This is a genomic window from Pantoea sp. X-Soil-YNGN-785, assembly GCF_059730585.1.
This window is the reverse complement of the sequence record NZ_AP035942.1, coordinates 542,291-566,853: the sequence shown is the minus strand read 5'-3', so window position 1 is coordinate 566,853 and position 24,563 is coordinate 542,291. Positions and strand designations below refer to the sequence as shown.

General features: G+C 49.1%; 26 protein-coding genes, 1 tRNA gene and 1 pseudogene. 10 read left to right on the top strand and 18 right to left on the bottom strand.

Features of this window, described 5'->3' with window-relative positions; genetic code table 11:
• Position 1 precedes the first annotated feature (1 nt).
• Both AC6I8E_RS02530 and AC6I8E_RS02525 read right to left on the bottom strand, forming a co-directional pair.
• The gene (locus tag AC6I8E_RS02530; protein WP_497824389.1) at positions 2-358 is read right to left on the bottom strand and encodes a putative T6SS immunity periplasmic lipoprotein; all 357 of its coding nucleotides are present in this window, start codon (positions 356-358) and stop codon (positions 2-4) included.
• A 72-nt stretch (positions 359-430) separates the two neighbouring features.
• Entirely contained in the window at positions 431-691 is a 261-nt protein-coding gene (locus AC6I8E_RS02525) for a hypothetical protein (RefSeq protein ID WP_497824388.1), read from the bottom strand.
• 217 nt (positions 692-908) lie between these two features.
• On the opposite strand from AC6I8E_RS02525, the gene AC6I8E_RS02520 reads away from it, so the two are divergent.
• Positions 909-1,955: a hypothetical protein gene (locus tag AC6I8E_RS02520; protein WP_497824387.1), complete on the top strand. Its 1,047-nt coding sequence runs from the start codon at positions 909-911 to the stop codon at positions 1,953-1,955.
• Positions 1,952-2,224 (top strand): hypothetical protein, encoded by a 273-nt coding sequence (locus tag AC6I8E_RS02515; RefSeq protein ID WP_041457172.1) that lies wholly within the window; start codon positions 1,952-1,954, stop codon positions 2,222-2,224. Before AC6I8E_RS02520 ends, AC6I8E_RS02515 begins: the two co-directional genes overlap by 4 nt.
• A 374-nt stretch (positions 2,225-2,598) precedes the next feature.
• Here AC6I8E_RS02515 and symE read toward each other — a convergent pair whose 3' ends face one another.
• The 11 genes and pseudogenes from symE to AC6I8E_RS02460 form a co-directional block, all read right to left on the bottom strand.
• Positions 2,599-2,928, bottom strand: coding sequence for an endoribonuclease SymE (gene symE / locus AC6I8E_RS02510; RefSeq protein WP_497824386.1), 330 nt, complete (start codon positions 2,926-2,928; stop codon positions 2,599-2,601).
• Between the two features lie 225 nt (positions 2,929-3,153).
• Positions 3,154-3,334: pseudogene (locus AC6I8E_RS02505) on the bottom strand (restriction endonuclease subunit S); the annotation flags it as partial.
• Positions 3,335-3,477: 143 nt separating this feature from the next.
• Positions 3,478-6,540 (bottom strand): type I restriction endonuclease subunit R, encoded by a 3,063-nt coding sequence (locus AC6I8E_RS02500; protein WP_497824385.1) that lies wholly within the window; start codon positions 6,538-6,540, stop codon positions 3,478-3,480.
• 2 nt (positions 6,541-6,542) lie between these two features.
• Positions 6,543-7,697, bottom strand: a complete 1,155-nt coding sequence (locus tag AC6I8E_RS02495; RefSeq protein ID WP_497824384.1) for a restriction endonuclease subunit S — start codon at positions 7,695-7,697, stop codon at positions 6,543-6,545.
• A complete protein-coding gene (locus AC6I8E_RS02490; RefSeq protein ID WP_497824383.1) occupies positions 7,698-9,188 on the bottom strand; it encodes a type I restriction-modification system subunit M in 1,491 nt (496 codons plus the stop codon). It lies immediately after the preceding gene.
• 5 nt (positions 9,189-9,193) lie between these two features.
• On the bottom strand, positions 9,194-10,693 hold the full coding sequence (locus AC6I8E_RS02485; protein ID WP_497824382.1) for a type I restriction-modification system subunit M: 1,500 nt from the start codon (positions 10,691-10,693) through the stop codon (positions 9,194-9,196).
• Positions 10,693-10,920 carry a helix-turn-helix domain-containing protein gene (locus tag AC6I8E_RS02480; RefSeq protein ID WP_001608810.1) on the bottom strand — a complete coding sequence of 76 codons (228 nt, stop codon included), beginning with the start codon at positions 10,918-10,920 and terminating at the stop codon, positions 10,693-10,695. Before AC6I8E_RS02480 ends, AC6I8E_RS02485 begins: the two co-directional genes overlap by 1 nt.
• Before the next feature lie 283 nt (positions 10,921-11,203).
• A tRNA-Leu gene (locus AC6I8E_RS02475) sits at positions 11,204-11,288 on the bottom strand.
• 122 nt (positions 11,289-11,410) lie between these two features.
• Positions 11,411-12,442: a DUF1176 domain-containing protein gene (locus AC6I8E_RS02470; protein ID WP_312216511.1), complete on the bottom strand. Its 1,032-nt coding sequence runs from the start codon at positions 12,440-12,442 to the stop codon at positions 11,411-11,413.
• A gap of 150 nt (positions 12,443-12,592) precedes the next feature.
• Positions 12,593-12,967, bottom strand: a complete 375-nt coding sequence (locus AC6I8E_RS02465; RefSeq protein ID WP_195857399.1) for a hypothetical protein — start codon at positions 12,965-12,967, stop codon at positions 12,593-12,595.
• A gap of 41 nt (positions 12,968-13,008) precedes the next feature.
• Positions 13,009-13,470: a hypothetical protein gene (locus tag AC6I8E_RS02460; protein ID WP_195857400.1), complete on the bottom strand. Its 462-nt coding sequence runs from the start codon at positions 13,468-13,470 to the stop codon at positions 13,009-13,011.
• 380 nt (positions 13,471-13,850) lie between these two features.
• Between AC6I8E_RS02460 and AC6I8E_RS02455 the strand changes: the two genes are divergently transcribed.
• Positions 13,851-14,864: an HNH endonuclease family protein gene (locus tag AC6I8E_RS02455; protein WP_312216354.1), complete on the top strand. Its 1,014-nt coding sequence runs from the start codon at positions 13,851-13,853 to the stop codon at positions 14,862-14,864.
• A 62-nt stretch (positions 14,865-14,926) separates the two neighbouring features.
• Complete coding sequence (locus tag AC6I8E_RS02450) at positions 14,927-15,538, top strand: class I SAM-dependent methyltransferase (protein ID WP_497824681.1); 612 nt, start codon at positions 14,927-14,929, stop codon at positions 15,536-15,538.
• A 99-nt stretch (positions 15,539-15,637) separates the two neighbouring features.
• On the opposite strand, the gene AC6I8E_RS02445 is transcribed toward AC6I8E_RS02450, so the two are convergent.
• Complete coding sequence (locus AC6I8E_RS02445; protein ID WP_497824381.1) at positions 15,638-15,769, bottom strand: hypothetical protein; 132 nt, start codon at positions 15,767-15,769, stop codon at positions 15,638-15,640.
• 129 nt (positions 15,770-15,898) lie between these two features.
• Between AC6I8E_RS02445 and AC6I8E_RS02440 the strand changes: the two genes are divergently transcribed.
• Together AC6I8E_RS02440 and AC6I8E_RS02435 are read left to right on the top strand one after the other, a co-directional pair.
• Positions 15,899-16,540, top strand: coding sequence for an Ssp6 family T6SS pore-forming effector (locus AC6I8E_RS02440; RefSeq protein ID WP_497824380.1), 642 nt, complete (start codon positions 15,899-15,901; stop codon positions 16,538-16,540).
• On the top strand, positions 16,521-16,730 hold the full coding sequence (locus AC6I8E_RS02435) for a hypothetical protein (RefSeq protein WP_033762275.1): 210 nt from the start codon (positions 16,521-16,523) through the stop codon (positions 16,728-16,730). The genes AC6I8E_RS02440 and AC6I8E_RS02435 overlap by 20 nt, the downstream gene beginning before the upstream one ends.
• 832 nt (positions 16,731-17,562) lie before the next feature.
• Here AC6I8E_RS02435 and AC6I8E_RS02430 read toward each other — a convergent pair.
• Positions 17,563-18,546 (bottom strand): YsnF/AvaK domain-containing protein, encoded by a 984-nt coding sequence (locus AC6I8E_RS02430; RefSeq protein WP_497824379.1) that lies wholly within the window; start codon positions 18,544-18,546, stop codon positions 17,563-17,565.
• A gap of 16 nt (positions 18,547-18,562) precedes the next feature.
• On the bottom strand, positions 18,563-18,964 hold the full coding sequence (locus AC6I8E_RS02425; RefSeq protein WP_095706281.1) for a DUF2382 domain-containing protein: 402 nt from the start codon (positions 18,962-18,964) through the stop codon (positions 18,563-18,565).
• A 57-nt stretch (positions 18,965-19,021) separates the two neighbouring features.
• On the opposite strand from AC6I8E_RS02425, the gene AC6I8E_RS02420 reads away from it, so the two are divergent.
• The 4 genes from AC6I8E_RS02420 to AC6I8E_RS02405 all read left to right on the top strand — a co-directional run bounded on the left by AC6I8E_RS02420 (position 19,022) and on the right by AC6I8E_RS02405 (position 21,455).
• Positions 19,022-19,327, top strand: a complete 306-nt coding sequence (locus AC6I8E_RS02420) for a hypothetical protein (RefSeq protein WP_497824378.1) — start codon at positions 19,022-19,024, stop codon at positions 19,325-19,327.
• 168 nt (positions 19,328-19,495) lie between these two features.
• Positions 19,496-20,005, top strand: coding sequence for a YjjA family protein (locus tag AC6I8E_RS02415; RefSeq protein WP_442798192.1), 510 nt, complete (start codon positions 19,496-19,498; stop codon positions 20,003-20,005).
• A 130-nt stretch (positions 20,006-20,135) separates the two neighbouring features.
• Positions 20,136-20,771: a hypothetical protein gene (locus AC6I8E_RS02410; protein ID WP_497824377.1), complete on the top strand. Its 636-nt coding sequence runs from the start codon at positions 20,136-20,138 to the stop codon at positions 20,769-20,771.
• Between the two features lie 15 nt (positions 20,772-20,786).
• A complete protein-coding gene (locus AC6I8E_RS02405) occupies positions 20,787-21,455 on the top strand; it encodes a MarC family NAAT transporter (RefSeq protein ID WP_013359964.1) in 669 nt (222 codons plus the stop codon).
• Between the two features lie 43 nt (positions 21,456-21,498).
• Here the strand turns inward: AC6I8E_RS02405 and AC6I8E_RS02400 are convergent, their stop codons facing one another.
• Positions 21,499-22,761: a c-type cytochrome gene (locus AC6I8E_RS02400; RefSeq protein WP_033731367.1), complete on the bottom strand. Its 1,263-nt coding sequence runs from the start codon at positions 22,759-22,761 to the stop codon at positions 21,499-21,501.
• Between the two features lie 4 nt (positions 22,762-22,765).
• A complete protein-coding gene (locus AC6I8E_RS02395; RefSeq protein WP_033731366.1) occupies positions 22,766-24,535 on the bottom strand; it encodes a GMC family oxidoreductase in 1,770 nt (589 codons plus the stop codon).
• Between the last annotated feature and the right edge of the window lie 28 nt (positions 24,536-24,563).

Below are 24,563 nucleotides of genomic sequence, written 5' to 3'. Positions count from 1 at the left end.
CCTATTCTTTTGGATAAGAAAAGTCAGCAGTGACTAAATGCGACATTGATTTATCAGATTGAATATCATAGGCGAAATAGTAACGCTCTCCCGTTGTAAACTTAAATCCGAACACAGGAAGGCACTCACCTTTTGGAACATAAACAGGTTTGTCATCAAAAACCTTGTGAAAGGAGTTGCTTTTATCGCTGTTGATTTGAATGGCAGTAATCCTTTCTTGTGGCTCCAGTGGCGAAACCACACAAACTTGCTTGTCTTTGATAAATGCCGTTGTAGATTCGCGCTCCATCATTCGGTCCCCAGGTCCAGGGCATCCCGTTAAGAGAAATACGACACCTAGCATCATTTTGTTCTTCATGATTAACGACCTTTCCCTGTTACAATTTTCTGATAAAGCGAGGGGACATAAACTACTTTACTCGTTATAAATTTATTTATTATTAATTTTCTTCTCTATCGCTCTGATTATAATCTGATAACCGATGAGCGTTACCACTGTACAGATGACTATTAACGAGGTGCCTACAAAACCCTCGATATCACGTTGATTAAATAGCTTTGCTAACGCTGTCCAGAACTGCCGCTCTCCTTCTGTCGAGGGATCTGACGGCCTTGCAATAAGAAAAGTAAACACAAACAAGGATAATGCGACCAGGATTCTAAACCCCACCGGTACACGTTTTGCTGCCATTTATAACCACCTCAATTGTTCCAAAAGACATTAGTCCATTACGTAATTTCACTTGTGCAGTAGAGAGTAATGCTTGCCGGATAGCGATGAAATCAATTTTGTGTCGCTTAGCGATCATCCAACACTTCCCCTTTCTTAGGCCAAAGGGTAGGCTTAAATTTTGTTCAACATCGATTAGCTTAAAATCGATGCGCGACGATGGCGCTAAAGGGACATTATGCTTCATCACTATCAGGCAAAGTCACTGGAAAATATATACCTCGAGGACATTCCTCACATAATCCACCCGGACTATGCGGCACGAGATCTAGCGGATACCACCCTGCCAAACCGGAACATCCAGGAGTGGAATTTACCTCAGGGCTACAGCTATTTTGTCAGCCGGTATCACCAGTTTCACTGGCAACGCCCCTGGATGTCATACCGTGACACACTGGACGACATCAAATCCGGAAAGGTTGTTCTGCTGAAAAAAAACATGAGCGGCAATGCCTTAATGGGTGTGCTGACCTCCTCCGGCAACCTCCGAAATGATCTGCCCTTGTTCCTTAACTCCCACCTGAGCTATCTCATATCAAAGCAACAAAAACGCCCGTTGTACTACGTTCACCCGTCAGCGCCCGTGCAACACGCTCAAGCAGCAAAAACCATCAACAGCAAATCAGCGGGCAGGCTTTTGGCCGCGGGAGGCGTTTATAACGGCAACATAGATGGATTCAGGAAGACAGCAGAGCAACTCGGCGGGGATGCGCCAGCAGGTTACAATCAGGTAGTGGATAACAAAGGTCTGCTGATTGCAGGTGCATCTCTTACCGCCGGGCTGACAATGGGAAGAATGCGTTTTCCTGAAATAGAGGAGCTTGAGCATTTTGGGGCCAGAGGCGCTGCCTCTGGAAGAGAGTTTGATCCTGAAAAAGCTGGTGGGCCGATTGAAAACCTGACAACGGATGGCGTTAATATAACTCATGAAGGGATCGCAACCGTTGAGAAACATATATCTCGTTTTGACCACGACCCGGCAAATGACGTAATGGTAGGCAGGCTGAAAAACATCGCAAAAGGAGAAATGCCCCCTGAGCAAGTGGATTTAAACTACTACACTCATGAATGTCGGGAATATCAGCGTTACTGTAACCTGGGATGGGAAGCAGGTGAACCAGACGGTGTTGCAGGTTATGATATGTGGAACAATGCCCATACGGCAACACTGGAAGATTTTAAACTCAAAGACGGTGATTTATTCCACCCGGATGCACTGAAATGAAAATAACGAATACAGAATTTAATGTATTGAAAGTCATGGCAGAAAAAGACATAGACTGGACATGGATGATACTGGATCGCACTCTTGCTACAAGGGATATTCCAGGGTTTAGCAATGTCGCGAACATAGTAACCAACCTGATGAATGAAGGGATGGTCGATGCTGTTCATAACGAAAGCTCATCGAGACCACGTTATCGCGTATCAGAGCAAGGTCATCAGTTGTTGGGACAAATGGCCAGGGATACAAAAAATTACGATATCTCATGATTTTTTGCGACACGCGGCTCCATGATTAAGGTAAACACCGCCGTAACGCCTACTGATCCTTCAAACGGAAGGTGGTCTGTGCCCCAGCTAATCTTCCACATCATCATGCATAAGTTGACGATAATCTTTGAGGATGATCAGACAAGGAATGTTCACTTCGATTAAGAAACTTGCTACTGACGCGTTAACTTTGTATCACAGCGGAATAATTTCTAAACCAGTGATGAATTTTTTCAGGCAGGTAATATGGCGCTGGCCTTAAGGAAGGAAATATGGCCGACAGTGAAGAAAGCCCGGCAACGAATGTGTTGGTGGAGGTTATCGCGTCCTGATAATTAACCGCTCCCGATGCGATATCGGAAGCGGCTTTGCATTCAGACGACTTTCTGTTTACCGGATATCACCTGAATAAACTCCTGCACCTGCTTTTGTTTCCGCGCCGACAGCTTGCATACCTGGCGCAGCGACTGCATCAGTTCGCTCTCCTGCCGGGCGGTAAGCACAATACAGCCTTCCATTACCTTTACATCTACTGCTGTGCCAGTGGCAAAACCGGCAGCTTCCAGCCATTGTCCTTTCATGGTGATGGCGGGAATCCGGCTATAGTCCGGATAGCGACTCGCGTAGCCAACCGTTAATTGACGGTTATTTCCCGGCGAGACTTCTGGTTCAGACAGTTGTGCAATAGAATGGGCGTCAGTCATGATTACTATTCTCCGTAAATAGTGATTGTGATTAGCGGTGCGGATGTGTTGCAGCACATCCGCACCGCGCTAAATACCTGTATATATCATCAGGAAAGAGAAGAAAAGTCCAGTTTAAAACAGCCCTTAATAAGCTATTTATAAAATCATTTGAATATAAAAATTAAGGTTTATCTGATAGGAAATAATAAGATCCGCACCTGTAAGATGTGCATTAAATAAGAATCAGAATTTTTTACGCCAGGCTTTTTTACCTGCACTGGCTGCCCGTTCGGCTTTTTATTTTTTCCAGCAACGCGGCGGCACTGTTTTCTCCGCTAATCAATTCCAGGTTTTCTACACGCCACAGGGCAGTGAGTTCACCACGGAATAGTTTTGCCAGGATGGATTGAGTGGGTGAGGTTATTGACGCGGACCTTATCATCTCACCAACTTATCCGTTTATAAGCTAACTTAACTATCACTTAGAGTTCAACCCAGACCAATAATGCTCAAAGCGTCTCAACTGTACTCTGTAATCAGCGAATAAATTTAATTCAGTGAATAAAATTAATAATACTCCACAATGTATCCATAGGCCTTCCGGAACAACTCTTTATCTTTCCCTAGTCCAAACTGGGCCAAGGTCAACAAAAGCGCCTTTTGGATTTCACGCGGGCCACTGTTGGAGTTTTGCCAGCCATCAAAGCGTGTAGCTTTGACGATTTTATCAATTTGCTCTACAACATCACCGATTAACTTAGGGGTAGTTTCCGGGCGTGTTTCCAGGAAAAGCTTGGTCAACGCCTGTTTATTATCAGCTTCAGTTACTGGGCGCTCGCCCGTTTCGCGCTCGGCTTGTACGGTATCTTTCGCAGCATCCAACAGGCCTTTCAACCAGTCGATGGCCTTGATAACACCAGCTTCATAGTCCTGACGCAGTTTTTCCAGACGCTCGCCCAATGCCACAAATTTAGGGTCATGACTGCCGCGCAAACGCCCCATAAGATCAATCTCTAGGCGCTTGGCGCGTTGTTCCTGTTCTTTAGCGGTCAGGGTAAAAATTGCGTGCTCATCCATGATCAACTCGTCAATATCATCGCGAATACGATTGATATCAGTATGCTCATGGATCATTTTGATGGTTTCAGGACCAAGCGCAGCCCAAACAAGCGCACCTGTCTGCCCCACCGGACGCACCGATTCATAAATTTGCGCCAGCCATTTATAGTCCTGACGATAAGGGGTTAAAAAAGGATCTGGATTGATAGCTGACCATAACTTAGATAACACTCCAAAGCTGGCAGCGAATTCATCACGCTTCTCGTTAGTTGGCAGACATTCTTGCGCAGCCATAATACCTTCAAAACCTTCTATGGAACGATCCACACCAGGGAAGAAGGCCAGACATTTATTCAGTTGTAACGGCAATAGCTCTTTAAATGCCTCGATTCCCTCTACAACCCCTTCAATTTCTTCAGGGTTGTAGGCCAGAGCGGTACGCAGATTTTCGAAAACGCCGAGGTAGTCGATAATTAATCCCATGTCTTTTCGTGCATCATCGGTTTCATACAACCGGTTGGTACGGCACATGGCCTGAAGAAGAGTATGATCGCGTAGAGGCTTATCGAGGTACATGCAGTAGCAAATTGGTGCATCAAAGCCCGTAAGCAGCTTGGCGGTAACGATGATAAGCTGTAACGGATGCACAGGATCTTTAAAGCATTCAATCAGATCCTTTTGTACCTGCTCTTCTGCATCAATGTGCTGCCAGCGTTCGAAATCAGCTTGTTTAACAGGTAGCTCCAGTTCGTCATGCCATTTGAGCCAGTCCTTGTTGAGCTTATCTTTTTTACCACCCTCTTCAGCTTTAACCGGAGCCTGGTCAACGTTCATAACCACTTCAACTGCATCAAAACCGAGCTTTTCACCGAGCAAATAATACATCTGCACACAGGCTTCGCGATCGTATACCACAACCATGCCTTTCATCTTTTTCGGCATAACATGGCTGGTAAAATGCTCAACAATGTCATTACTCACCGCAGCCATGCGTCTCGGAGATTTCAGCATGATGGCCAGCTTGCCGGCGCGTCTGGACAATGCTGCTTTTTCTTCTTCATCCAGGTTGTTTTCGGTAGCCAGTTGCTCGAATTCTTCGTTGATAGCATCACGATCCACTCGGAGTTCAGCCAACCGAGGTTCGAATTTCACCGGGTTAGTCGCGCCGTCACGGATCGACTGCTTATAGCTATAGCGGCTCATATAGCGGCCAGGATCTTCTTCGGCACCGAACAACTTAAATGTATTACGATCAATGCCAGAAATCGGAGTACCCGTCAGGCCATAGAAGTGGGCATTGGGCAACGCCCAGCGCATTTTCTCGCCTAACCCACCTTCTTGGGTACGGTGAGCTTCGTCAACCAACACAATGATGTTGTCACGGTTGTTCAGGCCATTGGGGTTGCTATCGTCAAATTCGATATCTTTAAATTTAAAGATGGTGGTGATTAAAATGCCACGGCTATCTTGCTCAATGTATTCGCCAAGTTTTTTACAACTTTGCACTTTAATCAGATTCTTAACGTCGGCCCCACCAAAGGTCTCATTAATTTGGCTGTCCAGATCTCGCCGGTCCACAACGATGAGTACCGTCGGATTTTTCAACGCATTGTCGGCACGCAGCATTTTAGCAGCGTAAAGCATCAGCAAGGATTTGCCCGATCCCTGGAAATGCCAAATCAGACCTTTTTTTGGATAGCCTCTGCGAACACGCTCAACGATTTGTTTTGCTGCTTCAAATTGCGGATAACGCGGCAGGATTTTAACGCGTTTAGGTGGAGTATTTTTGCCCGTTTTGACGGTTGAAAATAACGCAAATGATTCCAGTAGCTGCAATAAGGTCTGTGGATTTAACAAACTCTCGCAACTGTTGAGTACTGATGCTAATCCCGGCAGAATCTCATCACGAAGCTCAGTATTATGCCAGGGCCCCCAGTCTTTAACTCGGGCATTAATTGCACCATAGGCAAAAGTTTTACCTTCGCTGGCAAAGCACAACAGGTTAGGTACAAAGAAAGATTCAACATTTTTCCAATAGTACTTTTTGCCCCCCATGAAGTCGGCGGCACCGTCTTGCCAGGTCACACTAGGGCGCGTTGCAGTTTTAACTTCGCCCACGACCAGTGGTATACCGTTCACATAAAGGACAATATCAAAATAGACTTCAGTGGCCGCGATATAGTGGACCTGCTGTGCCACCACAAAGTGGTTGTTATCTATATTGTCAAAATCAATCAGATTGATGGTGATATGGTCGCCATTCTCGCCAAAAGGCAAGGTTTTGTCAGCCATCAACCATTCCTGGAAGTTTTCATTGGCCTTTACCAGACCGGTATGGCGGGCTTCTAAAACCACTCCCCTCAGTTTATAGATAACCTCATCGGCATAGTCAGGCTGTCTGCCGATATCAGGGTTTAACGAACAAAGCGCATCTTTTAGCCACTCATCAACGAAGATATCCTGAGCTTGTTTAGGCAGATTTTCTCCGTGGCAGTATGCCCACTTGACCCCGCTTAAACCTTTTAAACGGTCGATAATTCCATTTTCTGTGACGGTTTGTTCGTTAAACATTATTATCCAACCTTTGTTCCCAAATAGTTTTTCTTTATAGTATTAACTTTTCCTAAATAACACTCCAAGGATAAACCTGTATTTTTTATATTAAGAAGTATCTTGGACAAATTCAACTGTTCCTCAATGGCAGGAACAGGTATTTTCAATCGCTTTAGATTCTTTAAACTTATTCCAGCCTTAGCGCCACCATCATTTAATGATAGCAATAGTTTTTGACCATATTCAGATGAAAGCATGAATGCCAAATAATAAGGAGATATTTTTTCTGGCTTAGGCCTTAATAAGGCTATATGCTGATTAACATATGCTACAGGGAAATCTTTTTCTATAATTGAAACTAGCCCTAAATCAGCAGTAATTGAAACCAGAACGTCACCTTCCTGGACTTTTGTTCTTACGCCCTCGGTACTACCTTCCGGTAAATTAACAAACTTGTTATCTGAAAGATTAATATCTATCCTACCTCTTTGCATATTAGTTATTCTTAGGAACAGATCGCCTTCATCACCGCAAAACTTAGCCCAACCTCTAGAGCCACTAGTAACAAACTCCACCACATCTTCAATTAAAGCAAATGCATTTACATTAGCAAATTGTTTTCCAAGTGTTTTTTTAAGCGAAATATTTCCATCAATAGTATTGACGATTTTTTCGTTAGTTTTAGCAATTGATTGGCAAATACTAACAATACGCTTTTGCTCTTCCTTATCTGGTAATGGAAATTTCTGTTCAGCAAGAACTTTCCATTTTATCGTAGGCGAAAGGGAGCCCTCAGAGATCGCTACCGCACGATTCATAAATACATCAGACTGCATAAATACTGGCAAAAAATCCGGTATTACAGTCTTTGAATTTGCCTCCAGCACCATGGCATGAGCCGAACAGATACAGTCCCAATCCGCTACTGCAACTTTACGTTGATAAGCACGACGCTTGCCAAAAATTATCTGGCCTTTTTTCACTAAAAGCTTCTGTCCTTCAACGTCGCTAGGTGTACCATGACGTTTGATCTTCAGGCTATCAGGGTCTAAATGCTCCAAACCGACATAAATTTCAAGGTCTGTCTCGCTCGGTTCCACTCGTTTAGAGATATGTTTCGCGATATCGCCAAACTTCACCATTTGCCAGCCTTCCGGTAATTGCTGTTTCGTCATTTACTGCTCCACCTTGCTTTCAACGTTATATCCAAGCTCTGCAAGGCTCTGGAATAATTTATTAGTTTGCTTTTTCAACTGAGTACGGCTTACTTTCCACGCTTCAATCGCATGTTCAATATTATGTACTTCACCGTTGTTTTGTGCTTGCACATACAGTGGAATTGACAGGTTATAAAGGTTTTCTTTAATAGCTTCGATATCCACTAAAGCGGTTATATCTTTTTTTTTCTCCGGATTAAAATAAGCCTCGCATAATACCTCCAAATCCTCATCGGATAGGCGACTATGAGCGCGTTCACGGGTAACATGCTCAACCCCGTTGATAAACAATATCTTGTTTTTGCGTTCGGCTGGCTTATTGTAATTAAGCACAACCACGCACGATTCCATCGGCGAGTTATAAAACAGGTTCGGCCCTAACCCAATCACCGCTTCAATAATGCCCGATTCAATCACCTGTTTACGGATAGCCTGCTCAGAATCGCGGAACAGCACGCCATGTGGCCAGAGCATAGCAGCACGACCGTTATCGGGTTTTAAACTTTTCATTATATGGGTATAAAAAGCATAATCAGCGCAGCCTTGCGGCGGCACGCCATAAAGGTTACGACCATATGGATCGGCAGCAAACTTGTCACGATTCCATTTCTTGATGGAATATGGCGGGTTGGCAAAAATCACATCAAACTGCTTGAGCCGATCGTTTTCAATAAACTTAGGTTCGGCCAGAGTGTCTCCACGTAGCACATCAAATTCTTCGATATCATGCAGGAACATATTCATACGGGCGATAGCGGAGGTCAACAGGTTCACCTCCTGACCATAAAGGTACACTGAGCGCCACTCTTCTCCTCTAGCACGAAGATCCATCACCGCATTTAGCAACATCCCGCCAGTGCCGCACGTTGGATCATAGGCAGTTTCACCCGGTTTTAAGCCCATAATGCGCGTCATTAAATGTACGACTGTTCGGTTGGTGTAGAACTCTGCTGCCGTATGACCGGAATCATCAGCGAACTTTTTAATCAGGTATTCGTAGGCTTCACCAAGATCATCCTGGGCGACAGATTTAATACCGAGCGGAATTTTACTGAAATGTTCAATCAGATCAGCCAGCAGATGATCGGGCAGGCGCTCTTTATTGGTCCACTGCGCATCACCGAAGACGCCATGTAAACGCGGGTTATTGGCTTCAATCAGTCGAAGCGCATTCTGGATCGCTTCACCAATGTTTTTACTGGTATTGCGGACCTTTTCCCAGGCTGCCTCAGAGGGAATATTGAAACGGTGAAACATCGGCATGGCGGCGTATTCAGCATCACCTTCATGGAGTTCTAGCGCTTCGGTATATTCTTCCAGATAAACATCTGACAGACGTTTGTAAAACAGCAAGGGGAAGACATACTGCTTGTAGTCTGATGCGTCAATTTGACCACGAAGAAACTCAGCTGCTCCCCAGAGCAGCTCTTCCAGCTTTTTATTACTCATAGTACTCATACCTCGAACCCTTCTTTGATAAGCAGGGCTTCCAGCTCCTCTTCTGCTTTTTCCAGCTCAGCCAGCTTACATTGAAAATCTTTTAGCGCTTCTTCCACAGTGATGGTTTCTTCTTCGAGTGGTTTTTGCACATAACGAGCAATATTAAGATTGAAGTCATTCTCTTCAATCTCCTTCAGAGGAACCCAGCGCGCTACGCCTTCAATTTCTTTTGCATCTGGCCCCTGCTGAGCCTGGTCATGGTAGATTTTGTATATGTCATCAGCCTGTTTGTTGGACAGCGTGTTCTGTGCACGTCCCTTTGTATAGATTTCTTCGGCATTGATGATCAATACATGATTTTCATGAGCTGCCGAGCGAGATTTGCGCAGCACCAAAATACACGCAGGAATACCAGTGCCGTAGAATAGATTGGAAGCGACACCAATAATCGCCACAATGCGATTTTCTTGCAGCAATTTGGTTCGAATTACCCCCTCAGCTCCGCCGCGAAACAGCACACCATGAGGCAATACGACAGCCATACGTCCATTGTCGTTAAGTGAAGCAAACATATGCTGCACCCAGGCAAAATCACCATTTGTTTTAGGTGCCAGACCATATTGCTTACGGCCATAGGGATCGTTCGACCACAGATCGTATCCCCATTCCTTTAAGCTAAATGGTGGGTTGGCAACAACGCAGTCGAAGGTTTCTAAACGATCGCTTTGTAAAAACTTAGGTTCCCGTAATGTATCACCCCGAACAATATCGAAATCCTCCTGACCGTGCAGGAACAGGTTCATACGCGCAATAGCTTCCGTCGTCAGGTTTTTTTCCTGACCCTTTATTTTTAGCAAGCGCGGATCGCCACCGTTTTCTTTAACATGGTGAATAGTCTCAAGCAGCATACCACCAGTACCACAGGCGGGATCGTAGACACTCTCACCGGCTTTTGGATCAAGAATGTTAACCATCAAGCGAACGATAGTGCGTGGGGTATAGAACTCACCGGCTTTCTTGTTAGCTTTGTCTGCAAAGCGTTTGATCAGATACTCGTATGCGCGCCCCATATCATCGTCACGGACACTTGAAACGCCAAGGTTCACCTTGTTGAAGTGATTGAGTAACGTAGCCAGTAACTCATCAGAAAGGCGTTCTTTATTGGTCCAGCTGGCATCCCCAAAAATGCCATGTAGTTTAGGGTTTGCCAGTTCTATACCACGGAAGGAGTCTTTCAATGCCTGGCCGATGTCTTTGGTCTCAGCAAAAACATCACGCCAGTGGCAATTTTCAGGTATCTGAATACGGTGAAACATCTTACCCTTGGCAAGCTCTGCATCCCCAACGCTCTCCATCGCATCGGCAAATTCTTCGTCATATACGTCACAAATGCGCTTGAAGAACAGGATGGGGAAAATGTACGTTTTGTAATCTGACGCATCGATAGGCCCGGTGATAATATGGGCAGCATGCCAAAGATGGGCTTCGAGATCTTTTAGGTTAATCAGTGTCATTAATTTTTCTCTGTACGATTCTGCGAAGCAGGAACCTTTTGCAGTAAATCGTGTATTTCACAGTCAAAAAGCACGCAAAGCCTTTCTAATGTATCCAGGTCAACTTTCTGAGCCGTCTCTTTGTAAAGCAAAGTGATAGTGTTGCGACTCAGGCCAGTTTCCCTGACAACATCAGCTATTCGCATCTTATGTTCGCCCATGAGCCGAGCAAGATGGCAGCGGATCATAATGGTCCTTATCGTTGTGCTTAACGATGCGAATCGTAACCAAAAATGCGAAAAAAATAAAAAAATTCAAGCTGAAATGAAATTACATAAGTTGATGTAAGCATTTATTGATATGTGAAAATAATTTTCAAGCAATATATAGCCCCGAATTTACTAGCATCGGCGGCCTGACTCAAAGAGGTAGACGCTGACTTAGATGGAGAAAAAAGGTATGAAAAGTTTTGTTTGGCACAGATTTCAGGTACAAAAAAAGCCGCCCTTAAGCGACTTTAATTTCCATACCTGGTGCCGAAGGCCGGAATCGAACCGGCACGCCTCGCGGCGGTTGATTTTGAATCAACTGCGTCTACCGATTTCGCCACTTCGGCACTGAAGGGTATGCGGAAAACGTTGTGGATTATACCGTTACCCCCTGTTTCCGCAACCCTTATCCGCAGGCTGAGGTGCAACTGCTGAAAAAAACGTCTTTTGGGATCTCAGGTTCACCGGCTTAACCCGAAACAGGCTTCACATCCGTTACCAGCGTCGGCAGATCCCAGGTGCCGCCCGCATGGATGTAACGGCACATACCGGTTCCGCCGTCGTAGCTTTTACGGAAAGCCTTGCCGTCCCATACCCAGCTTTCCTGGCTCATGCAGTCCCCGATCCCCCGGCCTTTCTGCACACTGGTAATCTCGCCCTTGTCGTAATCAGACCCGGAAATGGTCACCAGCTCAGGCTTGCCTTTCAGCTGGTTATCAATGACCCAATAGCCATATCCTTCATTATAAGCGGCACGCCAGCAGAGTGCTGAAAGCAGAGCGTGGCTGTCATCCAGTGGCGTAAGGGTGAGTCCGTCGGTTTCCGGATCACTGTTTTCTGCAGGTGAATAGAGACTGTCGCACGTGTCATCATCATTATGATTGACCGTTGCAAGCAGTCGGGTTTTCAGTGCGTCGCTTTCTGTAGCGGTCAGCAAACGCGGTTCGCCGCCGAGGGTTTTCGCTGCCTGGATAACCGGTGCGGGCACAGCCTTAACCACGCTGCTTTCCGGTTTATTGCCCTTTTTGGTGAGCGCACCTGGCGTGCCGATACGGCCCTGTACGTCGTCCGCTTTCAGCAGCACGGCATACGCACCCTCGCCAGAAAGCTGGAATGGCTTGGTGCCGCCTTTAAACTCGACTTTACCGCTGCCTTTCACGGCGCTGATTACCGCAGAGGTCTGGCTGGCCGACATTCGCCAGTTGTCATCAGCCGCAACCAGATCACCGGCTGATTTCCCGTTGATCCACAGCGTCAGCTTTTCCGCCGGTTCGCTGTCATCTTCGGTGTCGCCCAGCGTCACTTCGCCCACTGTCTCCGTTCCCGGTCCAGCAGCACGGGTGAGCAGGATGGAGCCGGAGGGATCCTCTTCTTTGGCATAACCCGCAATACGGCAGGTCAGGGTGTTATCACAGACCACTTCCCAGTCTTTGTGCTCGAGCGTTTTTCCGCTCTGGGCGGCCTGAGCCGACAGGGAGAGCATTGCCAGCACGAAAAGCATCGGTTTACAGTTCACTTTAATCCCTCAGGTTTTATTTCTGATATCAGTGCTGATATCACTCTTACACCACGAGTGCGAGGAAACCAACAGCCATCGTTTATTGCCGCCAGACTTTGACGAGAGGATACGCCGCGTTCCTGGGCAATGCGGCTACAGGGCAACTCTCTCTTTTTTGTTACGAGCTTCTACCAGCACGCTGTGCAGCTGGCCGACAGAGAGATCGCGGATGACAGGCGCAGGAATGCCGCGTAGTCGTCTGCAAAGATAAACAATACCCAAAAAGTCGATACCTTCACTGTGGAAAAGATATTCATTTTCTTGCAGGGAAAACGCCTTCCGGAAATCATCTTCTTCTGCAAAAAAGCTCACGCCGAAAACTTTTTCTGCTTCTTCCAGCAATTCAACACCATCATCGCCGGTAATACCCAAATCGTTTTCCAGGCAGGTATTTTCATCGATGTTTTCACGTCTGCATCCTGAAAACTCACGAACAAAAGCGATAACGTCAGCCAATGAAGGTTCCATATCCTTGCTCCTGCTAACGCGCTCCGCGCCTTTCTGTCATTTTACACTCGCCACAGAGTCATTTTCTGTACCTCAGCCGCTGGATTGGCCTCTCTCACGGCGGCAAGAAAACCCGCAAAATCCCGATTAAAAAGGGTGTAGTTGTTCAGGACTCTGAACTCCCTTTCGGTGCGATAAGACCCGGTGACGTATCGCACCAACCATACCCGGCGGCTGCTGACTTCAGTTCCGGTGACTTTTATCCTGATGATATTTTCCAGCGGAACTTTGCAAAGCGTTTCGCCTTGACGCTGCTGATACAGGAAGTCGCTGTCATAGTAATAATCTTCCGTGTTCATGCCCAATTTTTTTAATATCGGGGTGTTAGCCGATATTTTTTTCATCTCGCCTTTAGACGGAAAGAACGACTCTTTATTGAATAACGGCCAGAAGAAACACCTGATGATCCAGATGACAAAAACCAACGTTAATAGAGTGGACAGGATAGCGGAAATATCGTGCATTTAAATGACCCGGACTGCGCGGAGATTTGCTGATTATATCGAATGAGTTATGATACCGTTATCCGTTTTTTTTACCGCCCTGCCCGATCATCTTTCAGTGCAGTACAATCTGTCTAACCAGTGCCAGTTCCAGACAGCGCTGAGCGCCTGCCTTACGAATAAGTTGCCTTAATAAAACCGGCAATGACCCAACGCTTTAGCCTGAACATCCTCCCTCTACTTACCTCTCAGGCCGATGCTGTCTCAATCGACTTACAACGCTTGTTCGCCTTTAGAAACGCCTAACCCCCTACCCACCTTTACGGTTTACATTTATCGGTATTTGTTATGTGATCCTGTTACGTGAATTCTTCGAGCCGTCTCGCAAAACAGGATCCTGCATGCGCTTTTACCAGGCCGATCCCCGCCTTGAAAACTACTGGCGCGGCGTTATTCTTTTTGGCAAAAACGTCGCGTCCTATAAATTTGCTCTTGCCCATGCGCTGTACGACCTGAAGCAGCCGGACAACGATTTGATTACGCTGGACGAGCTGGCCGTGCCCTTTGTGCGGCATTTATGCGCCCACCTGCGCCATGCGCCAAAGCAGATCACCAGTAAAAGCAGTGAGTTTCTGGAGGCATGCAGACAATTCAACGCAGGCGAAATCAGCGAAGAACAGTTGATCGCTATTACCGTTAAGCGCGGTTTTGCTAACGTCATCGATGCTTTTCATAATGTGAATCACGCTGAGATCGACAAACGCTTTTTCCTGGATGAACGGCGAAGCCATAAAGGCATCCGGCTTACGGACAACTTTTATCAGCTGACGGAAACCGAACAGTTCGCCAGTCTGGAAGCGGAAACGGATGCCAGATGGCGGCTGGTTGAAGAAGCCTGGGCGATGAACGTTTCACGCAACCTGATTGCGGTTGATTATGACGATAATGACAAGATGCTTTTCAGCCGTCAGAGCGGTCGCCGCATCAACATTACCAGCTGTCGCAGCAGCCTGAACGGCTACCAGAAAGGCCTGTGCTTTTACTGCTTCCGTACCATTGGCGTGACGGGCGGCGAGGAGAATCTGGCTGATGTCGATCACTTCCTGCCTCTGATGCTCAGCGAGCAAATCGGCAATCTCAACGGTGTCTGGAATCTGGTGCTGGCCTGCCAGACCTGTAATCGTGGCGCTCAGGGTAAGTTTGCACGCATCCCATCGATAACGCTGCTGCAGCGGCTGCATGATCGAAACGAGTACTTTATTAACAGCCATCTGCCATTGCGGGAGACGTTACTCCGCCAGACCGGCGCAACGCCGATGCTGCGGCACAGCTTCCTGCAAAACAGCTGGGATACGGCAAAGTTTGCCCTGCTCCACGAGTGGCAGCCAACGGCACAGGGAGGCAGTCTGTTTTGAGCAACGAAGAGTATTACCGGCAGAACGCTCAGCGGTTTTTTACCGATACGGCAAGCGTGGATATGTCTGCGCTCTACCCCCCTTTTATTGACTGCCTGCCGCCAGGCGCGCGCATTCTGGATGCGGGCTGTGGTTCAGGTCGTGACGTTAAAGCCTTCAGCGAAATGGATTTTGACGTCGAAGCCTTTGATGCCTCGGCGGAGCTGGTGACGCTGGCGCGTCAGTTATCCGGAAAGCCTGTAGTGCAGATGCGATTTCAGGATGTTGATGCGATTGAAAGATATGACGGTATCTGGTGCTGTGCATCGCTGCTGCATGTTTCCGACACTGAACTCCCTGAGGTCATGACAAAGCTGGCCATAGTGCTGAAACCTGGCGGCGTATGGTATCTCTCTTTCAAACATGGCCGCGGCGAACGGGAAAAGGATGGGCGCAGATTTACGGATATGGATAGGGCTGGGTTACAGAAACTGGTCGAGAGGATAAATACTCCCGGCGGCGGCCCCCTGACTAAAAATATGACGGAGATAAAAAGTGAGGCTGGCTCTGAGGACATAACGGTAAAGGGATTTGCTCTTGAAATAGATAAAATCTGGCAGACCGGCGATGTTCGTATCGGACGCGGCGGCGAAGTGTGGCTGAATGCGATTATCAGGAAAAGTTTAATCTTCTAGCTGCACTGTAAAAGGCCCTGGCTCTTTCTTGCATATCACATGCTCAGCATCAGACATTATCAGTGCCCATCAGCGCCTGTCGTTGTCAGGATGAGCGCCTCAATGCGTATGGTCATGATGCAATTTGTTTTCGACTTTATCTTTCACTTCGCCAGCTTTGTCCTTCACCTTCTCAGTCAGGCTCTCTTTGTGGTCATGGTTATGCGCGCCGGGTACCCGCTGAAAGTTCATGGAAAGTTTTTTACATAAAATCTTTAACAGCTGTCATTTTGGCGCGGTCAGGCCCCTCAAAAGATTGCCATGACAATTACAATATTTTAATGTTAATTCACCAATGGACACGGTTTCCGAGGAAAAGCAATGGACGCAACAATGCTCGCCAGTTCAGTCTTATCGGGCGTAGTTTCAGTACCGATGGATTTTTATCTGGGACTGGAGCGAACCTTTCAGGATTTAAACCTTTCTGATGGCGGCAGAGGTATCCAGTCACGCAATATGCATGACGACGTCCGCGTTGGCCGGGCTGTCTATCAGGCCTTCAGGGACAGAAATAAGATAGCGAAAATCGTTAATATCATCATTGATGATTCGTTGCAGTACCTTCCCGAACCTGCACTGCGTAAGGTTTATGACAAACTGATAGGCAACGCAACGTCAATGACCAGCCGGACGGCTACGCAACTTACATTTTCTTCTTACCTGGGATCAAAGGTCGTCAGTGGTGTCATGCTGTCATTCATTTCCCGCGTGGCACTCCGGGGACTGACCGGTGGCCTGACTGGCGGCGTCATCGCTCAGGGCGTGATTTCTCGCGCCTGTGAAGCCTCCAGACGACTTCAGATACAAAACCCTGAATTGTGGCGAAAACTACGGATTAACGACTACGACATGCTCTATTTCATGTTTGAAGAGCCTCTGCAGAATTTCATCAAAATGGGTGAAATGTTACGTAAAAACCCCTCAGCCTCCAGAGAGTTTATTAATGCTATCGAAACTTATTAGACTTCTTCGTAAGCTCATCGCCGAAGTATCCGGCGGTCTCGTATTAATGGCTATGGTTGTGGGCATTTTTTTGGCAGCCACGCTGAATGAGGGTGCCATGCGCATCATTGTTCCGCTGCTCGTTCTTGTCGCGGGACTGGTTGTTTACGGCCTGACGTGGCTGATAGCTGAAAAACCAGACCGCCGTTAACCCTGTGCTGACTAAAGCCCGGACAACAAGCGTAAGTCGCCATAAGTTCAGACCAGATATCTAACGAACACGCTGTCCTTGCCTCCTGCGTAATCGGTCTGTCAGGAGGTATATATGGCGATTTTCGCAAAGCAGGATAATAAACAAATCTTTCAACCTTAAATTAATCGCGGCATTCAATTCATCAGCATGCCTATTACTCTATTAACAATAAGAGAACTAAAACGAAGACTCGGCAAATATAACTTCAAAGATAAGTATCACCCAGCCCGACGAAGACGCTTATAAAACAAGCTACAAGTAAAGCGGAAATTTAATTTTAATCAGGCCAGCTCATGATGAAATCAGAAGGGATATTAAATAATTTTTCAGCTGAACGTGATTATTACTGAATTAAAAAATCACTTAACGAAACAATAATAAGCACAATCATCTGAATATTTTATCATTTTTAATACAAAAGATTCCCAGAGCGCTATTTAATGAAGAAAGTCAGAAACGTTCTGCTACTCAGCCTTTTTTAAGAACACTGAATAAGTACATACCGAGGTTGAGATGGAACAAGCACAATGCAGTGCGTAGGGATGGGAACTGGTGGCATGTCTGTTAGCAGGCAGTGCATCAGCGGTAAGCTGGCAGGATCAGCGGAGCAATGCAGCGTTACTGCTCAGCCAGTAAAATAACGGCAGCACCACCTTAACAAGCCGCAACCTTAACCACTCATCTCCCCCACAACGCAAAAGAGCCAACCTAGCGGTTGGCTCTTTCTTGCATCTTCAGCATCGAATATCAGCGATACCCATCAGCGCCTGTTGTTGTCAGGATAAGCGCCTCAATGCGAATGATCATGCAGCTTATGCTCCACCTTATCTTTCACTTCGCCAGCTTTGTCCTTCACTTTCTCAGTCAGGCTCTCTTTGTGGTCACGGTTATGCGCACCCGGCGACTGCGTACCTGCGGCAGGTTTCACCCCTGCTGTTGTACCCGGCAGTTCGCTCTCCAGACCACCTCGTGCATGGTCGATGTCCACTTCCTGACGACGCACTGTGTCGTTGATGGTCTCAGTACGATCGCTGCCGTCGGTACGCACCACCACTTCTTCTTTCACGTGGGTCGTTTTGTTAATCACCGGTTGCTCATGTGTCTCAGCGACTTCGACGGTTTTTTCGGACCAGTCCACTTCGCCGGCCAGCGCGGGTTCATTCACCGAGCGGCGGAAGATGTCAGCGTGCTGCTCATGCAGCGAGATATCTTCAGATACGGTATCGGTCACGGTATAGCGGCGTACACGGGTTGAACCTTCGCTGACCAGACGTTTACCCACTTCCACCTGCTCTTCGGCCAGACGAAGAATATCAGCTTCACTCTCATCACCGGTCAGTGAGGTGCGTAGTGGCTCAGCCGGGCGGTCGTTAGTCTCACCGGCAAACTGCTTCCCAGCTGTCGGGTTGATGCCCGGCGCGGTAGTGCCGTTATTAACTGAACTTTGCATACGTGACGGCACATCCACTGAATCATGAGAATGGAGAATCGTCATGGCGCGGGCCAGCTTCTCTTCCTCGGTGCGGATGGTCAGCACTACGCCGCCCTTGTCCATTGCTCGGGTATACACATCCGCCTCATCTTTATCGACGTCGTGCCCAAACAGACGCTGCCACAGGCTCGGATGGCGGATAGACTGCCCTTCCTGCTGCAAACGTTCTCCACTGATAAGACTGATGTCCCGATCAGAAAAGCCTGCTTTCACGAGATTTCTTTTCGCGGCCTCTGCCTGAATTGCAGAATCGAACAGTGTTACGATTTTTTCCTGTGCCATGATAGGTTCCTCTCTGTTAGCTGATTTGATCGTCATCTCTCTCAACGTTCACCTGCTGCTCACGTCGGGTCACCACCTCCTGAAAAGGAACATTCTCCTGCACTTTTCGGATGTGGATTTCCTCTTTAAGCACCAGCTTTCTGACGATTTCGATTTCTTCCTCTACTACCGGGACAATCAGTACACCGTTCTCTTCCCTGATTTCGGGCATCGTTTCAACGGGCTGTGCTTTCGCTACATGCTTAACCTCAACCTTCTCCTGGGTAAGCAGTGTACTGATGACCTCGTCATGCTCAGTTGTGGAACGGGTAACGCGGACATGTCCATCCACAATCTTTTGCTTCGTCAGGGCTATTTGCTCTTCAGCGAGTTTAAGCGTGACCTCTGCATTATTATTGTGCTCTGGCTGTCCAGCCATAATAACTCTCCCGTTAATTTAAATATCGGCCACAACTGCCTGACACAGTGATTAAGCATGAACACCCTCACGATTTTCGCAAGGCGGAATAATAAAATTTTTTGCGGAACCAATTTAATTACGGCACGAAAAAACCAGAATAAAACCAGTAAATCCTCTTTCACTACCGCTACGCTAAAAATAAAAAATCCATATAAAACTGAATCCTGCGAAGAAGTAGTTGCGAAGGTAAATATTAACACCGCAGACACAAAAACTTATAAAATCGCTTATAGAAAAACGAATTATTTAATTCAGACCAGGACAATTCCTGATAAAACCGCCGAGAATATTAAAGAATGTTTCAGCAAAATAGATAATTAACGCATCAGGGCAAGTCATCTCACGAAATAATAACACCTGTGCTCATCCGGATATTTCATTGCCTTTATTACAGAAGATTCCCAAAGCGTTATTTATGAAGGAAGTTCAGGAACTTTCTGGTCGTCAGACTCTCTTAGCAAAACTGAATACGCAGATACTGAGGTTAAGATGAAACAGGCACAACGCAGTGCATGGATGTTGGGCATGGCGGCACTTCTGGTGGCAGGCAGTGCATCAGCGGCAAGCTGGCAGGATCAGCTGAGCAGTGCAGCATCGCAGCTCAGCCAGCAGAACAACGGCAGCACCACCAGCACCACGCAGCAGAATGGCGGCATGTCGCTCTCTTCTATTACCAGCATGCTGGGCGGCGGCGACAAAGCGGTCAGCGCCAACAGTATGACCAATGCGGCCGGTGTAATGCAGTATTGCGTCGAACACAACGTGGTGAAAAATAATGTGCAGTCGGTGAAAGATCAGGTGCTGAGCAAGCTCGGTCTGAACACCACCACCGCGCAGGAGCAGAAAACCGACTACACCCAGGGCGTGGCAGGACTGCTGAATACCGGGAACGGCCAGCAGCTGAATCTGCAAAGCCTGAGCAACTCACCGATGGGTGAGAAGCTGAAAACCAAAGCCTGCGACGTGGTCCTGAAGCAGGGCAAAAACTTTATCTCCTGATCCCTCTCCTCTTCTCTCCCCTCTCTTCTCAGAGGGGAGCGTTAAACCCCGCTTTGCTGTGATGCCTGACATTCCCTTAACCTGGGGTTGAGCGCTATAGTGTTGTTTTGGTTTCTACAGGACAGCACGCATGAAAGGCATCAACATCGCACTTTACTTCGACCCCGATCAGATTCAGGCCTGCGTTCACGAACAGGACGACAGCTATCTCAGCAAAAAATTCGAGTATGACGATGGCGTGATTGAAGAGATCTACCAGTGGCTGGAGCAGTACGAACCTAAACGCACCCACATCTGCCTGATTGAAAACGAAACCGCCGAGTTGCTGGCCGATGAGCTGGTCGACAGCGGCTATCGCGTCCATCAGGTCACTATGCATCAGCTGCTGAGCTGGTTTGCTACCGAGCCGCCCTCCACGCCAGACGGCACGCCGATGCGCGCCATGCTGCGCTTCCTGGAAGATGAACATCCGCGTGAATATGAGTCGCGCACGCCGCAGACCGAAGCGCTGATGGAGATGTTCGACGAGCTGGATGCGCTGGAGATGGTCGATGACGCCGATGATGAAGACGCGCTGCCAGGCGATCTGCTGCGCGCCATGAAGAAGCACAAAATCACCGCCAGCGCCGCGGCCCAGCGCCTGCTGCCGGACGTTAATGAGCGTATCCGCGAACATCTGATGCAGTATCCCGAACTGATGACGCCCGAAATCCTGCAGGACTTCTTCCCGGAATTGCTTGAGGCGCTGGAGCGCCCGAAACACTAATCAGGGAGATCGGACATGCTGGAGCTGATTAAAGCGGTCAGCCTGGGGCTGGTCGTCATCCTGCCGCTCGCGAACCCGCTCACCACCGTGGCGCTGTTTTTAGGGCTGGCGGGTGAGATGAACTTCCAGGAGCGCAACCGCCAGGCGCGGCAGGCTTCTATCTATGTTTTCGCCATCATGATGGTGGCGTGGTACGCGGGCAGTGCGGTGCTGAATACCTTCGGCATCTCCATTCCTGGCCTGCGTATGGCGGGCGGCCTGATCGTCGCCTTTATCGGCTTCCGGATGCTGTTTCCGGCGAAGCCGGCGGGTCATTCGGTCGAAGCGAAGCACAAACTGGATGAACAGGAGGCAACGAAAGAGCCGGTGAATATCGCCTTTGTGCCGCTGGCGATGCCAAGCACGGCGGGACCGGGAACCATTGCGATGATCATCTCTTCCGCCTCAACGGTGAGAAGTGGCGTCGATTTCCCCGCCTGGGTGATCAGCGTGGCACCGGTACTGACTTTCCTGCTGGTGAGCCTGATCCTGTGGATCTCGCTGCGCAGTTCGGGGGCCATCATGAAGCTGGTGGGTAAAAGCGGTATTGAGGCGATTTCACGCCTGATGGGATTTTTACTGGTCTGTATGGGCGTGCAGTTCATCATTAACGGCGTTCTGGAAGTGGTGCGCACCTTCCATTAATGCGGGTTTTCCCCTCTCCGGACAGGCAGAGGGGAAAGCGCGATTACTTCAGCGTTTTACGCACTTCAGCAACCTGATCTTTGCTCACCGCAGGCGCGGTGTTGCTCCAGCCCTGACGAATAAAGGTCGCCAGCTGCGCGACTTCATCATCATTCAGCCGCTGGGCAAAGCCCGGCATCGCCAGTTTAGACGGTGCTTTCTCGGTAGAAGGCTGCTGCGCGCCGGCCAGAATGGTGTGGATCAGGCCGGTTGGATCCTTAGCATTGACGATGGTTGCGCCATCCAGCTCCGGGAAGATCCCGGGTGCGCCTTTGCCGGTCACGAAGTGACAGGCGCCGCAGTTATCCAGATAGAGACGCTCGCCTTCGCTGAGGTTCTTCGCGGCAGTGAGTTTCGCTTCCGTTGCCTGCTGCGCCTGCACGTTGAAGGCCTGCAGTGGCGGATTGCCGCCCAGGAACTTCAGGTAAGCCGCAATGGCTTTGAGATCGGCATCGGTCATGTGTGAGCTGCTGTGCTCAACCACCGAGGTCATCTCGCCGCCGACTGCCGCTTTATCGTTACGCCCGGTCTGCAGGTAATCAATGACTTCCTGCTCGCTCCAGTGTGGCAGGCCACGCAGTGACGGGACATCCCAGTTGTTCAGGCTGCCGCCCGCCAGGAATTTATCGTCACCGCTATCCAGCGCTTTCTCGTTCATGCCCAGACCGCGCGGCGTATGACAGCTGCCGCAGTGACCCAGACTCTCCACGATATAGGCACCGCGGTTAACTTCGGCTGATGCACCGCCAATCGGCTGGAACGGTTTATCGGACGCGAACGCCCAGTTCCAGAACCGCATGCCCCAGCGCTGACTGAACGGGAAGCTCAGATCGGTTTCCGGTGGCTGTTCTGCGCTCGGCTGCACGCCTTTCATAAAGTAGACGTAGAGCGCGTGCATATCGGCATCGCTGATTTTGGCGTAGTCAGGATACGGCATGGCCGGATAGAGATGCGATCCGTCCGGTAATACGCCCTTGCGCACCGCGTCAGAGAACTGCTGCTCGCTGTAGTTGCCGATACCGTGCTGCTTATCCGGCGTGATGTTGGTCGAGAAGATGGTGCCGAGGTTCGACTCAATCGCCAGACCACCCGAATAGGCCGGTTTGCCGGGCAGCGAGTGGCACGCCATACAGTCGCCCAGCCGCGAGAGATACTCGCCCTGCTTAATCAGTTGCGCTTCATCTTCGGCGTGAACCGGCAGCGCAAATCCGCTGGCCAGCAGCACCGCGTTGGCAAAAATAAAAGACTTCAGTTTCAGCTTATTCATGCGCTTATGCCTGTACCAGTGGGCCGGGATTTTTCAGGTAGTGATCTTTGATCGCCTGCGCCGCCATCAGAGTAATCGCACCGATGGTATCGGTCGGGTTCGCCTGGAAGTTCTGCGGGAAGGCGTTGCCGCCCGGCACAAAGACGTTATGCACATCCCAGCTCTGCAGATACTTGTTCAGCGCCGAGGTTTTCGGGTTATCGCCCATCACCGCGCCGCCCACGTTGTGGGTAGAGACATACTTGGTGATATCGAAGTCCGCGCCCATCGGCAGGAAGCTCATGCTCATGCTGTCGGGGTTCAGTTCTTTAGCGATGTTGCCGACGATGCCTTTCAGATGCTGCTGCAGCTTCAGCTCATTCTCTTTCCAGTTAAACGTCATACGCAGCAGTGGCAGGCCACGGTGATCGTTGTAGTTCGGATCGAGATCCAGATAGATGTCGCGATAAGACTGGCAGGTGGTGGTGATACTGATCTTCATCGAATGGCCGTACCACTCTTCCAGACCTTCCTTGTAGCCCATGCCCCAGGTCGGCGTGCCTTTTGGCAGCGCGGTACTGATCGGCGTGCCGGTCGCCTGTGAGCTGTGGATCTTCGCGCCGCCCAGGAAGCCGAGCGAAGGACCGTCGAAGTTGCCTGGCGAGATATCGTTAAACATCTGGCCGGTCGCGCCCGCAGTCGCATACGGATTGAAGTTTTTATCTTTGAAGAACAGCGTTGCGCCGCCGTTCGACAGGAACGCGTAGTTACGGCCGACCACGCCCTCTTCGGTAATCGGGTTGTAAGGCTTGCCGATGCCGGAAAGCAGCATCAGACGCACGTTGTAAAGCTGGAAGCTGCTCAGCACCACGATTTTGGCGGGCTGGAAGCACTCGTTGCCCTGTGCATCGATATAGATCACGCCTTTGGCGGTTTTCTTATCATCGTTCAGCACGACCTTAATCACTTCCGCATTCACTTCATAAGAGAAGTTCGGCATACGCTTCAGCGAATCCATCACCGCGGTCTGCGGCGACGCTTTGGAGTAGTTCAGGCACGGATATTTACTGCAGTAACCGCAGTAGTTGCACGGTGCGATCTGGTTGCCGTACGGGTTTTTCCATGCGCGCGACACACAAGCTGACGGGTTCGGGAACGGGTGGTAACCGAGCTTCGTCGCCACCTCTTTGAACATCACGTTGTTCAGCGTGTCATCCAGCGCGGGCAGCGGATAAGGCTCGGAACGCGGGCCTTCAAACGGGTCGCCGCCTTCCAAAATTTTGCCGCGCAGGTTGCCGGTGTTACCAGACTGGCCGCAAATCAGTTCAAATTTGTAGTAATAGGGCTCGATCTCTTCCCAGCTGAACGGGAAGTCCATCACCCGCATATCATCCTGCAGAATGCCGGGCTTGTAAGCCTCGTCAACGTAGGTTTTAAGTTTGATATCGGTCGGCGTCGGACGGATCAGTACTGCCGTCCAGTGCAGGCCGGAACCGCCTACGCCGGTGCCCGGTGCGAACGCGCCCCATTTACGGGTTGGCAATGCCGTCTGGCTGCTGTTGTAGCGCACGGTGACCGCCACTTCGGCGGGTGTCGCAAACACTTTGTTGCGCACCGCATAGGCGTATTCATCCGCCGGTTTAGGGTAGGCGAACTCGTCATAATCGCGATCGCCGCCGCGCTCCAGGGCGCGCACGTCCAGACCTGCCAGTGCCAGCTCGATGCTCATCAGCGAGCCTGCCCAGCCGAGGCCGCAGACCACGACGTCGACTTCTTTTTTAGTAACCTGTGCCATGATAATCCTGTTTACCTGATGTGGAAGC